This is a genomic window from Ruegeria sp. D3, from assembly GCF_056534465.1.
Window position 1 is genome coordinate 144,340 of the sequence record NZ_JBQFPK010000007.1, and the last position, 13,929, is coordinate 158,268.

17 protein-coding genes and 1 tRNA gene are annotated in these 13,929 nt (G+C 56.2%); 3 read left to right on the forward strand and 15 right to left on the reverse strand.

Translation table 11 applies throughout. The features are described 5' to 3' along the window. Window positions 1-127: 127 nt before the first annotated feature. From tsf to ACR0DX_RS12075, 5 genes are all read right to left on the reverse strand, one after another. Complete coding sequence (gene tsf / locus ACR0DX_RS12055) at window positions 128-1,003, reverse strand: translation elongation factor Ts (RefSeq protein ID WP_170354186.1); 876 nt, start codon at window positions 1,001-1,003, stop codon at window positions 128-130. A 76-nt stretch (window positions 1,004-1,079) separates the two neighbouring features. Next, window positions 1,080-1,871, reverse strand: coding sequence for a 30S ribosomal protein S2 (gene rpsB, locus ACR0DX_RS12060; RefSeq protein WP_170354187.1), 792 nt, complete (start codon window positions 1,869-1,871; stop codon window positions 1,080-1,082). 167 nt (window positions 1,872-2,038) lie between these two features. Continuing rightward, complete coding sequence (gene olsA / locus ACR0DX_RS12065) at window positions 2,039-2,875, reverse strand: lyso-ornithine lipid O-acyltransferase (RefSeq protein WP_170354188.1); 837 nt, start codon at window positions 2,873-2,875, stop codon at window positions 2,039-2,041. Window positions 2,876-2,878: 3 nt separating this feature from the next. Continuing rightward, complete coding sequence (olsB, locus tag ACR0DX_RS12070) at window positions 2,879-3,634, reverse strand: L-ornithine N(alpha)-acyltransferase (RefSeq protein WP_170354189.1); 756 nt, start codon at window positions 3,632-3,634, stop codon at window positions 2,879-2,881. A 98-nt stretch (window positions 3,635-3,732) separates the two neighbouring features. Beyond that, window positions 3,733-3,915: a DUF3553 domain-containing protein gene (locus ACR0DX_RS12075; protein WP_170354190.1), complete on the reverse strand. Its 183-nt coding sequence runs from the start codon at window positions 3,913-3,915 to the stop codon at window positions 3,733-3,735. A 43-nt stretch (window positions 3,916-3,958) separates the two neighbouring features. On the opposite strand from ACR0DX_RS12075, the gene ACR0DX_RS12080 reads away from it, so the two are divergent. Next, entirely contained in the window at window positions 3,959-4,555 is a 597-nt protein-coding gene (locus ACR0DX_RS12080) for a histidine phosphotransferase family protein (protein WP_170354191.1), read from the forward strand. Here the strand turns inward: ACR0DX_RS12080 and ACR0DX_RS12085 are convergent. From ACR0DX_RS12085 to ACR0DX_RS12125, 9 genes are all read right to left on the reverse strand, one after another. Then, the gene (locus ACR0DX_RS12085; protein ID WP_170354192.1) at window positions 4,552-5,814 is read right to left on the reverse strand and encodes a glutamate-5-semialdehyde dehydrogenase; all 1,263 of its coding nucleotides are present in this window, start codon (window positions 5,812-5,814) and stop codon (window positions 4,552-4,554) included. The two genes, ACR0DX_RS12080 and ACR0DX_RS12085, sit on opposite strands and share 4 nt — an antisense overlap. A gap of 19 nt (window positions 5,815-5,833) precedes the next feature. After that, window positions 5,834-6,940, reverse strand: coding sequence for a glutamate 5-kinase (proB, locus tag ACR0DX_RS12090; RefSeq protein ID WP_170354193.1), 1,107 nt, complete (start codon window positions 6,938-6,940; stop codon window positions 5,834-5,836). Next, complete coding sequence (obgE, locus tag ACR0DX_RS12095; RefSeq protein ID WP_170354194.1) at window positions 6,928-7,962, reverse strand: GTPase ObgE; 1,035 nt, start codon at window positions 7,960-7,962, stop codon at window positions 6,928-6,930. Before obgE ends, proB begins: the two co-directional genes overlap by 13 nt. 37 nt (window positions 7,963-7,999) lie before the next feature. After that, window positions 8,000-8,536 carry a GNAT family N-acetyltransferase gene (locus tag ACR0DX_RS12100; protein ID WP_170354195.1) on the reverse strand — a complete coding sequence of 179 codons (537 nt, stop codon included), beginning with the start codon at window positions 8,534-8,536 and terminating at the stop codon, window positions 8,000-8,002. Continuing rightward, window positions 8,533-8,691 carry a hypothetical protein gene (locus tag ACR0DX_RS12105; RefSeq protein ID WP_174821684.1) on the reverse strand — a complete coding sequence of 53 codons (159 nt, stop codon included), beginning with the start codon at window positions 8,689-8,691 and terminating at the stop codon, window positions 8,533-8,535. The genes ACR0DX_RS12100 and ACR0DX_RS12105 overlap by 4 nt, the downstream gene beginning before the upstream one ends. Window positions 8,692-8,785: 94 nt before the next feature. After that, window positions 8,786-9,055: a 50S ribosomal protein L27 gene (rpmA, locus tag ACR0DX_RS12110; protein WP_010440093.1), complete on the reverse strand. Its 270-nt coding sequence runs from the start codon at window positions 9,053-9,055 to the stop codon at window positions 8,786-8,788. Between the two features lie 11 nt (window positions 9,056-9,066). Further along, window positions 9,067-9,678, reverse strand: a complete 612-nt coding sequence (locus tag ACR0DX_RS12115; RefSeq protein ID WP_170354196.1) for a 50S ribosomal protein L21 — start codon at window positions 9,676-9,678, stop codon at window positions 9,067-9,069. A gap of 209 nt (window positions 9,679-9,887) precedes the next feature. Continuing rightward, the gene (locus ACR0DX_RS12120) at window positions 9,888-10,682 is read right to left on the reverse strand and encodes a DUF2059 domain-containing protein (RefSeq protein WP_480846261.1); all 795 of its coding nucleotides are present in this window, start codon (window positions 10,680-10,682) and stop codon (window positions 9,888-9,890) included. Between the two features lie 5 nt (window positions 10,683-10,687). Further along, window positions 10,688-11,530, reverse strand: a complete 843-nt coding sequence (locus tag ACR0DX_RS12125; protein ID WP_170354198.1) for a DUF2059 domain-containing protein — start codon at window positions 11,528-11,530, stop codon at window positions 10,688-10,690. A 123-nt stretch (window positions 11,531-11,653) separates the two neighbouring features. On the opposite strand from ACR0DX_RS12125, the gene ACR0DX_RS12130 reads away from it, so the two are divergent. Together ACR0DX_RS12130 and ACR0DX_RS12135 are read left to right on the forward strand one after the other, a co-directional pair. Further along, window positions 11,654-11,743 (forward strand) — tRNA-Ser (locus tag ACR0DX_RS12130). Then, window positions 11,703-12,143 (forward strand): hypothetical protein, encoded by a 441-nt coding sequence (locus tag ACR0DX_RS12135; protein ID WP_170354199.1) that lies wholly within the window; start codon window positions 11,703-11,705, stop codon window positions 12,141-12,143. Before ACR0DX_RS12130 ends, ACR0DX_RS12135 begins: the two co-directional genes overlap by 41 nt. Before the next feature lie 475 nt (window positions 12,144-12,618). Here ACR0DX_RS12135 and xylA read toward each other — a convergent pair whose 3' ends face one another. Continuing rightward, complete coding sequence (xylA, locus tag ACR0DX_RS12140; protein WP_170354200.1) at window positions 12,619-13,926, reverse strand: xylose isomerase; 1,308 nt, start codon at window positions 13,924-13,926, stop codon at window positions 12,619-12,621. Window positions 13,927-13,929: the final 3 nt, after the last annotated feature.

Here is a 13,929-nt window from a genome sequence, read left to right on the forward strand (position 1 = left end):
CAACCCTATCCTTGAATTTCAGGCGCTGCGGCGTCTTTTTTATTGTCCATACGAAATAACCGGCCACGCTGTGCGTGACCGGTTCCGATAAGGTGCCGAACCCCCGTAAGGTTTCGGACAAAACATCTTAGCCTTGCGCGGCTTTGGCAACTTCGGCTGCGAAGTCTTCTTTCTCGACCACGATGCCTTCGCCAACTTCCAGACGGATAAAGCCGGTGATGGTTGCGCCTGCTTCTTTGGCGGCTGCTTCAACGGTCAGGTCAGGGTTCACAACGAACGACTGGTTCAGCAGAGTCGATTCAGCCACGAATTTCTTCATGCGGCCTTCGATCATCTTTTCGATCACCTGCTCCGGTTTGCCGGATTCGCGAGCGATGTCCATCTGAACCTGCTTTTCTTTCTCGACAACAGCTGGATCCATGTCCGCCTCGGACAGAGCTGCCGGGTTCACAGCTGCGATGTGCATCGCAACCTGCTTGCCGATCGCTTCGTCGCCACCGGTCAGAGCGACCAGAACGCCGATTTTGCCCATGCCGTTGGTGGCTGCGTTGTGGACGTAAGACACAACAGTGTCACCCGACAGTTTCGCCATGCGGCGTACCGACATGTTCTCACCAATGGTGGCGATCTTGTCGGTCAGAGTGTCGGCAACGGATTTGCCACCCAGGTCAGCCGCCAGCAGAGCGTCAACATCTGCAACGCCTTCGGCTGCAAATGCGATCTTGCCGACCATTTCCTGGAACTCAGCGTTTTTCGCCACGAAGTCGGTTTCCGAGTTCACCTCGACAGCAACACCGTTGCCACCGTTGACGTGAACAGCAACCAGACCTTCGGCGGCCGTACGACCGGATTTCTTGGCCGCCTTGGCCAGACCTTTGGTACGCAGCCAGTCAACGGCCTCGTCCATGTTGCCGCCAGTTTCGGTCAGCGCTTTTTTCGCGTCCATCATACCTGCGCCTGTGCTGTCGCGCAGTTCTTTAACCATTGCTGCTGTGATTGCCATCTTTCGGCTCTCCTCAAATCAAACGGAATTGGGGCAGGTCTACCCTGCCCCATATGTCATTTACGTGACGGGCAGCTTACGCTTCGGCAGGTGTTTCTGCTTCCGCGGAGGCTTCTTCGGCGACTACTTCTTCAACCGGTGCTTCTTCGAATGCACCCAGGTCAACACCTGCTGCACCCATCTGAGCGGTCATGCCGTCCAGAGCGGCACGTGCTGCCAGGTCGCAATATAGCGAGATCGCACGGGCTGCGTCGTCATTGCCGGGGATGATGTAGTCAACACCGTCAGGCGAGCAGTTGGTGTCGACAACAGCCACAACCGGGATACCCAGCTTGTTGGCTTCGGCGATGGCCAGTGCTTCTTTTTTGACGTCGATGACGAACAGCAAATCAGGAACGCCGCCCATCTCGCGGATACCGCCCAGCGAAGCCTGCAGCTTCTGCTGGTCACGCTCCATGCCCAGACGCTCTTTCTTGGTCAGGCCTTCTGCGCCGGCTTCCATTGCTTCGTCGATCTGGTTCAGACGGTTGATCGACTGGGAAACGGTTTTCCAGTTGGTCAGCGTACCGCCCAGCCAGCGGTGGTTCATGTAGTACTGAGCCGACTTTTCAGCCGCTTCGGCGATCGGGCCAGCGGCCTGACGCTTGGTACCAACGAACAGAACGCGGCCACCTTTTGCAACGGTGTCCCGAACAGCCTGCAGAGCCTGATCCAGCATCGGAACGGTCTGGGTCAGGTCCATGATGTGGATGCCATTGCGCGAGCCGTAGATGAACGGGCCCATGCGGGGATTCCAACGCTGTGTCTGGTGACCAAAGTGAACGCCAGCTTCCAGCAGCTGACGCATGGTGAACTCGGGAAGAGCCATGCTATTTTCCTTTTCCGGTTTACGCCTTGGCGGGGGTGAAAGAAGCGGATGCTCCAACCGGCGGGCCTGATGAGGATGTCTCCCTGCAAAAAGCCCAAACCCCGCCTGCGGGTTTGAATGGCGCGCGTATACGGCAGGTTTTGGTGCAGTGCAAGAGGCTTTCGCCCCTATTTTTCAAGCCGCGCCAAGCTATGAGCATGACGCACGGCTTCTTCGCAATGAGCAGCCAACGCTTTACGGTTTTCAAAGTCGCTGACCTTGGCGGGTATGTGGTAGATCAACTCGACCCAGCCTTGCCGACGGGCGCCCAGCGTTTTCAGCAAATGCGGACCGAAATCCATATCTCCCCACCACCCATAGAACCTGTTGGGTTGCCCAGCAGGAGCGTGATAGATCACCGAGACCGGCTGCACATACATGAATTCGCGCAGTTCATCGGTAAAGAATGCAGCAAAGAGTGTTGTTTTAAAAGGCAAAACCCTGATTCCATCGGTTGAGGTTCCTTCCGGAAAAAACGCCAACTTATGACCTGCGGACAAGCGTTCCTGAAACAACAAGGTTTGCTCGCGCGCCTTTTTACGGTTGCGTTCGATGAACACCGTACCCGTGGCCCGGGCAAGCCAGCCGATACCGGGCCATTTCGCCACTTCGGCTTTTGAGACGAAATAGACCCTTTTGCGGGCGTTAAGCGCGAAAATATCCAACCACGAGGAGTGATTGGCCACCACTGCACCGCGTTGGGTCATCAACTCTCCCGAACTGCGGAACCCCATTCCTAGAATGCGAAAAGCGTTGCGACATACAAACTGTGTGATGAAGGGCGTGACGGGGCGGCGGACACCGTAAATCGGTCGTTCGATCAGGCGTAGGATCAGCAGAACAATCAGACCGCCGAAAACTAACACCGCCAGAGGAAGACCACGCAAAATGACCAGAATCCAGCCGATAAGGCCCAACTCAATGGGATCAGGCGCGTCTTCGCTGTGCCAGGATGCGTCGCTCAAGGGTTATGCTCCGGTATAGATGCGCCGTTGGCGCTCGTTCATACGCGCTGTGTCCAAGATCAGGCACACGTCCGTTGTGTTGAAGGCATGGTCGATAAAAGCGCCCTCGCCCACGAACCCGCCCAGCCGAAGATAGGCTTTGATCAGCGCTGGAACCTGCACCATGGCTGCACGGCGATCCAGCGCATCCACGTCCACCAAGTCCATCGGCTGAAACACATCGGGTTGCGCCCGCACCCTCAGGTCTGGCGGCGCGAGGTGGTTGTGATGCAACATCGACAGAGGCTGCTCCAGCGCCTGAACATCAGTGCCATGAAAGCTGGCGACGCCGAACAGAACTTCAATCTGGCGCGCGTTCACATAGGCGGCCAGACCGTTCCACAGATGATACATTGCCGTGCCGCCGCGATAGTCAGGGTGGAGGCAGGATCGCCCCAATTCCAACAGCTTGCGACCGCTGTCTTTAAGGACGCTGACATCATATTCGTCTTCGGAATAAAACTGACCCAGATCTGCTGCACGTTCACCCGGTAACAGTCTGTAAACGCCAACAGTTTCGCCCGTCTGGTCATCGATGGCGAGCATATGGTCGAAATACGGGTCAAACCGATCCTGTTCCAGCCCCGCGTCGTGATCAACCATCTCTCCGCCACCGCCCAGTTCGCGAACGAAGACGTCATAACGCAGCCGCTGCGCGGCACGCAGTTCGGCCTCGGTCTCGGCGAGTTTGACGGTGAAGGATGGGCCTGTACCCGACATTAGAACGTCCCTGTGGTTTCAGGGCAGATACCGCAGGTATCGGGGGAATGGCAACATGGGCCGCAACCGACCGCGCGTTAACCTTTCCTAAACCAGTTTCACGGATCAAAGACGGGCATCAGGGCGATGCGCGATCCGTTAATCACCACTTTCCCCTGCTCGCGGAAGTTCACGGTGATTTTGCCACCGATATTGGACTGCACTTGTCCAATGCCCCAATCGGGGAAATCGGGGTGGCGGACAAACATGCCCGGTGCAAGAATGGCATTGAGGTCTGACATGACTGGGCTCCGGGTCCGGCGGCAGATACGGCAGGAGGTACGCATGAGCGCTACAGACGTCAACCTGGCCGAGCTGATCGGCTCGCGCATCTGTCACGACCTGATCAGCCCTATTGGCGCGATTACCAACGGGCTTGAACTGCTGGAAATGGTTGGCGGCACCCAAGGCCCCGAGATGGAGCTGATCTCGGGCAGTGTCGGTAGCGCTGGCGCGCGGATCAGGTTCTTTCGCGTGGCCTTTGGGTCCGCTGGGGATCAACCCTTGGGGCGGACTGAAGTCAGCGATTTGCTGAAAGATGTAGAACGAGCCGGACGTTTGCGGGTGAACTGGAACCTCACCGAAGCCGTGCCGCGCAATCAGGTCAAATTGGCGTTTCTGGCATTGATGTGCTGTGAAAGCGCAATGCCGTTCGGCGGCGAAGTCTCCATTCGCAATAATGTAGACCGCTGGTCCGTCACGGGTATCGCGGACAAATTGAACATCGACAACGACTTATGGAATAACCTGCCCCGCGGGCGGTTTGCCAACAAGGTCACGCCTGCCCACGTTCAGTTCGCCCTGCTCCCTGATACCGCGACTTCTATGGGACGGCGGGTTGCGGTGGATACAACCTCAACCCGCGTCGAGATACGGTTTTAGATCCGAATAGTCCCGTTTCCGCGGACCAGATACTGAAAACTGGTCAACTGAGCAGCGCCCACAGGTCCGCGGGCATGCATCTTGCCGGTGGCGATACCGATCTCGGCGCCCATGCCAAACTCTCCACCATCGGCAAATTGCGTCGAGGCGTTGTGCATCAGAATTGCACTATCGAGACGTTCGAAGAACCGCGCAGCGGCCTCTGCATCTTCGGTCATGATACAATCTGTATGGTCAGAGCCGTACTGCCGGATATGCGCAATAGCAGCGTCAATATCGGCAACAGGTTTGGCGGCGATGATACTGTCGAGAAACTCTTTTCCCCAATCGTCGGCCGACGCTGCAATCGTTCCGTTCATCTCCAAACCACTCTCGGCATGGACTTCGACACCTGAACTCAACAAAGCTTGGATGACGTCCCGGCCCAAAGTTTCAGCAACGTCTTGATGGATCAGCAGGCATTCGGCTGCTCCACAGATCCCCGTCCGGCGGGTTTTGGCGTTCAGCACGACCTCAAGCGTTTTGGCCGGATCGGCAGCTTTATCGATATAAATATGCACGATGCCTTCCAGATGCGCGAACACGGGCACTCGCGCCTCACGCTGGACAAGGCCCACCAACCCTTTACCACCGCGCGGGACGATCACGTCGACATAGTCGGTCATCGTCAGCAGTTCCTGAACGGCTGCTCGGTCGCGTGTGGGCACCAACTGGATCGCGTCTTCGGGCAGGTTGGCAGCCTTCAGACCCTCGACCAGACAGGCATGGATCGCGCTTGAGGAATGGAAGCTTTCCGAACCGCCACGCAGGATCACCGCATTGCCCGATTTCAAGCAAAGAGCACCCGCATCCGCCGTCACATTCGGGCGGCTTTCATAAATGACGCCGATCACGCCCAGAGGCGTCCGCACGCGCTGGATATGCAGACCTGACGGCATGTCCCATTCGGTCAGAACCTCACCCACCGGATCAGCCTGATCGGCAACGGTGCGCAGACCATCGACCATGCCCTGAATGCGGGCTTCGTCCAGCATCAGGCGATCCATCATCGCCGGGCTCAGACCCTTGTCGCGCCCGAACTCCAGGTCTTTCGCGTTGGCCTCAATGATCTCGGCGCGTCGCGCCCAGACCGCATCAGCAGCGGCAATCAGGGCCGCGTGCTTGCGTTCTGCACTGGCAAAGCCCAGCTCGGCCGAGGCCGCTTTGGCGCGCACACCCAAATCAGTCATCAGGGCGGGAATGCTGTCGAAATCCTTCATATTACATGCCTTTCTTTACCTACAGCGCCAGATCGTCCCGGTGGATCAACACGGCGCGGCCCGGATAGCCTAGCGTCGCCTCGATCTCGGATGATTTGCGCCCTTTGATCGCGTCTGCCTCCTGCGCAGTGTAGCGGCTGAGACCTTGGGCCAAACGCCTCGCCTGCGGATCTATGATCGCCACCGGATCGCCGCGCCCGAAATCGCCGGTCACTTCGACAATACCCGCAGGCAGAAGGCTTTTGCCATTGCCAAGTGCTTTGGCCGCGCCGGCATCCACCACGATCTCACCGCGGGGTTTCATGGCTGATATCCAACGTTTGCGCGCCGCGTGCGGATCGACGGTGGCCGTGAACCACGTGCAGTTCGCGCCATTTTCGAGCATTTTCAGCGGGTTTAAGGTCGATCCTTCAGTAATCGCCATGTCGCAACCTGCAGCTGTCGCCATCTTGGCAGCCAACAATTTGGTCTTCATCCCGCCCTTCGAGAGACCTGAACCGGCGTCACCGGCCATTTCCTCAATCTCGGGCGTTATCTGTTCGATCACATCAAAACGGGTCGCCGAGCTGTCCTCGGTCGGGTTCCCGGTATAGAACCCATCCACATCAGACAACAGGATCAACTGGTCTGCGCCTACGGTGACAGCGATCTGAGCAGCCAGACGATCATTGTCGCCATATCGGATCTCATCCGTGGCAACTGTATCGTTTTCATTGACAATCGGGACGACGCCCAGGCCAAGCAGCGTCTCAAGCGTCGCGCGTGAGTTCAGGTAACGACGGCGATCGGCACTGTCTTCAAGCGTGACCAGAACCTGCGCGGTGGTGATATTATGCGGGGCCAGAGCCTCTTCATAGGCGCGGGCGAGGCGGATTTGCCCAACGGCCGCAGCCGCCTGAGACTGTTCCAGCGGCAATGTCGCCATAGGTAGGCTAAGAACCCCACGACCCAGAGCAATCGAGCCGGAGGACACCAAAATGACGTCCGTCCCCTTCCCTTTGAGCCACGCCACATCCTGCGCCAGCGAATGCAGCCAGTCAGACCGCAACAACCCTGTATCCCGATCCACTAGCAAGGCAGACCCGATCTTCACAACCAGACGTTTGGCTGAAGTCAGGGTTGCCAAGGCGCGACCTCCTCGGCGGGTTTGTGGCGGAGGCGATTGTCGTCAATTTCCGCGCGCAGTGCGCGCAGAACCTCGGTCACGCCCAAATGCGCGACGCCGGACATGGTCATGACGGGGCCGCCCACGGCGTCTTCCAACTCAGACTTGGCCAGTTCGCGTTCCTCATCATCCAGAGCGTCGACCTTGTTCAGCACGGTGATCCGGGGTTTCTCGGCCAACTCACCACCGTAAGCCTCAAGCTCGTGAATGATGGTGCGGTAATCCTCGGCCACGGTTTCCGAGGTGCCATCGACCAGATGCAGCAGTACGGCGCAGCGTTCGACATGGCCCAGAAAACGGTCGCCAATGCCGCGGCCCTCATGCGCGCCCTCGATCAGGCCAGGAATGTCGGCAACAACGAATTCGACGCTATCCACGCCCACAACACCCAGATTGGGGTGCAGCGTGGTAAACGGATAATCGGCAATCTTGGGTCGCGCGTTCGAGGTGGCTGCCAGAAAGGTCGATTTGCCCGCATTGGGCATGCCCAGCAGACCCACATCGGCGATCAGCTTCAGCCGCAGCCAAATGGTGCGGTCGATCCCCGCCTGCCCCGGATTGGCCCGGCGCGGAGCCTGGTTGGTAGCCGATTTGAAATGCAGGTTGCCAAAACCGCCATTGCCACCCTTCGCTAGCAGCACACGCTGCCCGACCTCTGTCAGATCGCAGATGACGGTCTCTTCGTCCTCGTCCAGAATCTCGGTCCCAACAGGCACGCGGAGGACAATGTCATCGCCATCCTTGCCGGTACGCTGCTGCCCACGACCGGGCTGACCGTTTTTGGCAAAGAAATGCTGCTGATAGCGGAAGTCTATCAGGGTGTTCAGGCTGTCCACAACCTCAACCCAGACCGAGCCGCCTTTGCCGCCGTCCCCGCCGTCAGGGCCGCCATATTCGATGTATTTTTCGCGCCGAAAGCTGACGCACCCGCCCCCACCGGCCCCGGACCGAATGTAGACCTTTGCAAGATCGAGAAATTTCATAGCTGTCCCCTACTGCAAAGGCCCCATCGGCCACAAGTCACAGTTTCTTTGTATATGTCCAGGTGGGCACATTCGCATCGCGCGCCACCGAATAGTTTTCGGCATCGCCAAGATATTCAAACCCGCAATGGGTCAATACCCGGGCCGAGGCCGGATTGTCCTGAAACACGCTGGCGAACATATTGGCGTTCTCCAACGGGTTTGCATTGATCAACGCCTCAACCGCCAGCGATGCCACACCGGTATTCCAGTAGATCGGCGCGACCCAATACCCAACCTCGGACTGGTTGCGATCCAGCCGAGTCAACGAAATCAGGCCAATCAGCTCTGGTCCGTCATCTTTGGTGGCATCCAAGGCCCAAACGTCTTCGTCCCGCTCCTCGGACATGGCGCGGGTAACGAACGCTTCGGTCGAACCCGGCGGCAATGGATGTGGAATAGCCGTGGTCATCCGCGCCACACGTTCATCGCCTGCATAGTGTTCAATGAGACCCATATCCGAACGACGCAAGGGGCGTAGATCGAACCGCTCGGTTTCGATCACCGGCTGGTTTATTATTGTCTCAAACTTCATGAGTGCGGTCCTCCTCCGAACAACACGTAAATTACGGACGCAACAGTGAAACCAATTAACGTCCACATCAGATATTTGCGGCCCAGACGATCTTCAACCGCATGGGCAATGCGTCCCTGAAACAGGGGCGGTATTGTGCTTGCTGCGTGTGTCATCGGGCTCATTGGTCAAAACTGTGTTAAAAACGAGAAAGGGGACCGGCATTTTCTGCCGGTCCCCCATTTATTTCTAAACCTTTAGGGTTTCGGCTTACTCTGCGGCCTCCGCCACTGGCAGGACCGAAATAAAGGTGCGGTTCTTGAGTCCCTTGTGGAACTTCACGGCGCCATCAACAGTTGCAAAGATGGTGTGATCTTTGCCCATGCCCACGCCTTCGCCCGGCCAGAACTTGGTGCCGCGCTGACGTACGATGATGTTGCCTGCGATGGCCGCCTGGCCACCATAGAGTTTCACGCCAAGGCGACGACCAGCAGAGTCGCGACCGTTACGGGAGGAACCGCCAGCTTTTTTATGTGCCATTCTCTCTCTCCTTAGCCTTGAGCCAGCTCTTTGGCTTGCTCAACCCATTCGGGCTTCACTTTGATGGTGTCGATAGCAGCAATCTGCTCGTCCGACAAGGCGGCCAGAGCGGCAAAGCTCTCGATACCTGCGTCGTTCAGCTTTTTGGCAGCGGCGGGGCCGACACCGTTCAGCTTGGTCAGTTCGTCAGCAGCAGCTGCAGCGGGTGCTTCTGCCTTGGCAGCAGCTTTCTTGGCAGGCTTTGCAGCAGGCGCCGCTTCGCCAGCCGGTGCCGAACCAGTTGCCGCTTTGATGCCCGACTTGTCAGCGCCCGACGCCAAGATGTCGGTGATTTTGACCAGAGTCAGCTTCTGACGGTGGCCAACGGTACGCTTCGAGCTGTGCTTACGACGGCGCTTGACGAATTTGATGACCTTGTCACCTTTGATCTGTTCGATCACTTCGGCCTGTACGCCTGCGCCTTCAACGAAAGGTGCACCAACAACTGGAGCGTCGCCGCCCAGCATCAGAACATCGTTGAATTGAACTTTTTCACCTGCATCGGCAGCCAGCTTTTCAACGCGGAGCACATCGCCCGCCTGAACCTTGTACTGCTTGCCGCCAGTCTTGAGGACCGCAAACATGCGTCTTTCCTTTTCAAACCCGCGTTCTGTGGTCCCCTTACGGGTGTTGCCGGCTTTCGCCACCTCGAACAGCGCGCCCTTTTCGGGCTGTGTGACGACCCTAGGGACAGGCCCAATGGGTCAATAATAACGAGACCCGGCGCGGAGGAACCGGCCGGGATGCGCGCTTATTCCCGGAATGCTGGTGAAAGTCAACAGCAAAAGCCCGCTTACAGCTCCGAAGCCGTCAACGCATGTGAAACCGCCTGACCAAGTCGGTAATAGATGTCGTCATACATTTGGTCAAAGCTGTCAAAAAAGGCTTTGTTCACGGCGCGCCCCGTCTCGGTACGCGAAAAGGCGATGTTTTCCCGCATCTGCCCATCCTCTAACGGCTGATAGGCCATCAACAAAAACGAATAAAGCCATGTTTCCGTATCTTGAGTGATGGCGTCCTTTTCGGTTAGCAGCTGGGCCAATATTTCCTGATCATCCGCGCCGACATCTTCGTTCAGCCCTCGAAAGAATTGGAAATCTGCACTGATGGCGCTGTGGACGTTTTTGGCGATCAGATCGTTAACCTCGATGTATTCGTCAATAAGGCGGTAAAGAGACACATCGTGATTGCCCGTCAAAAAGCTGTCCTTGGCCATCTCTAGGATGGTCTCGTCGCCAATCGCCTCGCGCGCCGAATTCTCAAGGGAAACAAGCGTCTGGCCAAGGTCACTTTCATAGAAAACGATTGCGCGATCCAGTTGACCTTCAGTCAGCGACTCTTGGAAAACATCGCTGATCTGATCGTGCATCCATTCCGCATCGTAGATGATGTCCAGTTGCGCCGAAAAATATGACCCACCGGAATTGCCCAGAAGCGTTTCGTTTAACTCCTTGGCCTGTTCGCGCCCTTCGCTTCGAAGAATGTCGATTACCTGTTCAAGGCGTATGGCATCCATCAGACGGTCCACTTTTTCCGAGGCCGACCCAATTGTCGCCCACAGCGTGATCACCAAGAAAAGGACACCCACTCGCATCAGATATCCTGAGCCGGATGCAGATCCGCCATACGTGCTGCAAGATCTTCGAATTTCATGGCCATGATTTCATACTGAATGGCGTTCAGAAGTTCATAAACCTCCTGCATCAGAGGTTCCTCAAGCGCGTCTGAGTACGCGATGATATCCGCATCCGAGAAATCCTGGTACGTATAAGCCGCGCCCGCCAGAGCAGACAATTTCAGCGACTGACGCATCCCGGCTTCGTTCTGGCGCATCAACAGTCTTAGGTCGTCTGCTCCCATCTGCAGGTCAATAACTCCCGAAGCACTTGCTGCCAGAAGGAACCGCAGTTGGATTTCTTGAATGGCACGCAGGGCTGTTCCACTAGAATCAACGGCTGCGTTCATCCGCTTCAGCTCTTCCACCCGCATCGAGCCCTCACGGATCAGGTCTGACACGATCTGCTGACCCTCAAGCTGCTTGGCATCTTCATCTTCAATCAGATGCGACGCGTTTTCGGCCTCGACCAGTCTTTGACCCAGATCGGACGCATAAAACTCGACTGCATGATTTAGAGCGTCATCACTAAGTGTCTGCTCTAGAATTGAAACGGCGGTTTCATGCATCTCTTGGACGTCAAACACATCTTCGGTCAACCGTGCCCAATCCGACCCGAATCCGTCCGGGTCAATCCCCAGCATTTCCGGTGCTGATGCCGAGGCCAGCGCGATACTTTCCAACGCGACGTCAAAGCCGGTGGTTTCCAGAAATGCCTCGATCCTGTCCCGCTCGGCAGCGAGCGATGAAACCGGAAGGGCGAATAGCGTTGCGACCAACATACAAAGGGGCAGAAAGGCGGTGCGATAGATATATGTCATGCCACAGAGCCTAGGTGTTTTACGCCGTCAGGCAATGGAAAATCCCTTCTTAGTGAATTTCGGGAATTTTCTGCTTGCACCCCTGCCCGTTCCTCACTAAATCCACCCCTCACAGACCCCCGCGGAGAGGTGCCGGAGTGGTCGAACGGGGCGGTCTCGAAAACCGTTGTGGGTGCAAGCCCACCCAGGGTTCGAATCCCTGTCTCTCCGCCACTATCCCGACGCAAAAAGCGGAAAACAACGCATTTCCGGGCGTGATGAGATTTCCAGTGTTGCGATAGTTTGGATCAAAGCCGCCATACTGATAGGCTTTTTGAACTTTGTTAAAGCCAACTGTTTTCCTTTTGAAGCCTACTACGGCGATTTTGCTCTATTCTCACACTTAGTCGGACAACCAAAAGATACCCTGCGTCCGCAAGACAACTTTTGGAGTTTTGCGGTTTTTGTAACTTCAACAGACTCATTGTCGCCATCAGCTTGCACCCGGGCGATTTACACAAGTGTGAGGCAAGACAGGAAACAGCGCTCTATGTTAAGCACCCTTGCCGAAATTCCGCAGGAACATGTCAGACTAAATCAATTGAGAAAGATGCCAAAACACAGTCGAGACTGAGGAATTACCGCCTATCGGCCGTGGCACCTGAGCGCGATCAGTCGGCTCAGCCATGAACAGCGAGGGCGTTGCCCTTACCAACCTGAATTTTTGACTGCCGGAATGGGCGCGAGGCAACTATTGCACCTTAGTCCCGCCGCCTACTGTGCAAGGCAAGCGTATTTTTCGACGCATCAAGCCAGCAGGTCACTGTGTCTGGACGAGAACGAATCGTAAAACCTGTGCAGCCTGTTGCGTTGACAAATAAACTAATGTTTAGGTTGGCGGCTACTAGCCATCTGCGCCGTCCAGTGCAGATTTCAAAACTCCATCCTGCGTTAGGCAGGCCATTAGCGCTGATCCACTTAAGCGCACTATAACAGAACGTGATCCTTCCGGCTCAAAGTGATCTGATTGCAACCACTTAGTCATGAAAGCATCTGTTCAGTTCACTCCGAGTTCTTTTGGCAATACTTCAACTGATATTTTTCCTCGGTCAAACAAACCTGTTCACATAGTTTTCCAGAATTTCCTGACGCCCAGATCGCGGTTCCGGGTTGATATTGTCCTGTAAAACTCGCGCAGAGATGTCCTCAAGACTACTGTTGAGCATAGACGCCGCTTCCGGAGCGTTCCAACCGGAATACCGTTCAGACAGCGCATCCTCCAGACCGCCATCTTCGATCATAGCAGCCGCGGCTTTCAAGCCTCTTGCACATATGTCCATTCCGCCGATGTGTGCTGCAACAAGATCTTTTGCATCAAGCGACTGGCGACGTACTTTAGCGTCAAAGTTGGTGCCCCCAGTTGTAAAACCTCCGGCTTTCAGAATGTAGTAATATGCCAAAGCAACCTCTGGCGTGTTGTTAGGAAATTGATCTGTGTCCCACCCCGACTGATAATCGTTTCGGTTCATATCAATCGAACCCAGCATCCCCTCGGCAGCAGCAACCGCTATTTCATGCTCGAAACTATGCCCGGCGAGGATCGCGTGTCCCTGCTCAAGGTTCAACTTCACTTCGCTTTCCAAACCGTATTTCCTGAGGAATCCAATACAGGTCGCGGCGTCGTAGTCGTATTGGTGCTTGGACGGCTCCTGAGGTTTGGGCTCTACAAGGATGGTGCCCTTGAAGCCGATTTTGTGTTTGTACTCTACGACCATATTCAAGAACCGGCCCATATGGTCCAGTTCAGTATTCAGGTCCGTGTTTAGCAGAGTTTCATAGCCTTCACGCCCGCCCCACAGAACATAGTTTTCGCCACCAAGCTTGTGGGTCGTATCCAAGCACGACTTTACCGTTGCTGCCGCAAAAGCAAAAACATCCGGATCGGGGTTGGTGCTTGCGCCTGACATCCACCGACGGTGGCTAAACATGTTGGCGGTACCCCAAAGGAGCTTGGTGCTGGACGTTTGCATTTTTTCACCGATGTAATCGGTGATTTCTTCCAGAGTTTTCAAGTTATCGGCAAAATTGCCCTGCTCGGGCCGAATGTCAGCGTCGTGCCAGCAGAAAAAGGGCTGACCCAGCAGCTCGAACAGTTCAAAAGCAATATCCGCCTTTAATCGGGCCCGTCCCATGTCGTCCTGAGGATGCCACGGGCGTTCGAATGTAGGTCCGCCAAAGGGGTCTCCGCCCTCCCATGCGAAGGAGTGCCACCAGGCAACCGCGAACCGCAGATGGTCTTCCAGACGTTTTCCCATGACAACTTCGTCGGGATTGTAGTGGCGGAAGGCCATGGGGTTGTCGCTGTCTACGCCTTCAAACCGGATCTCTTCGATCCCTTCAAAAAATCCGCTTGGCATATC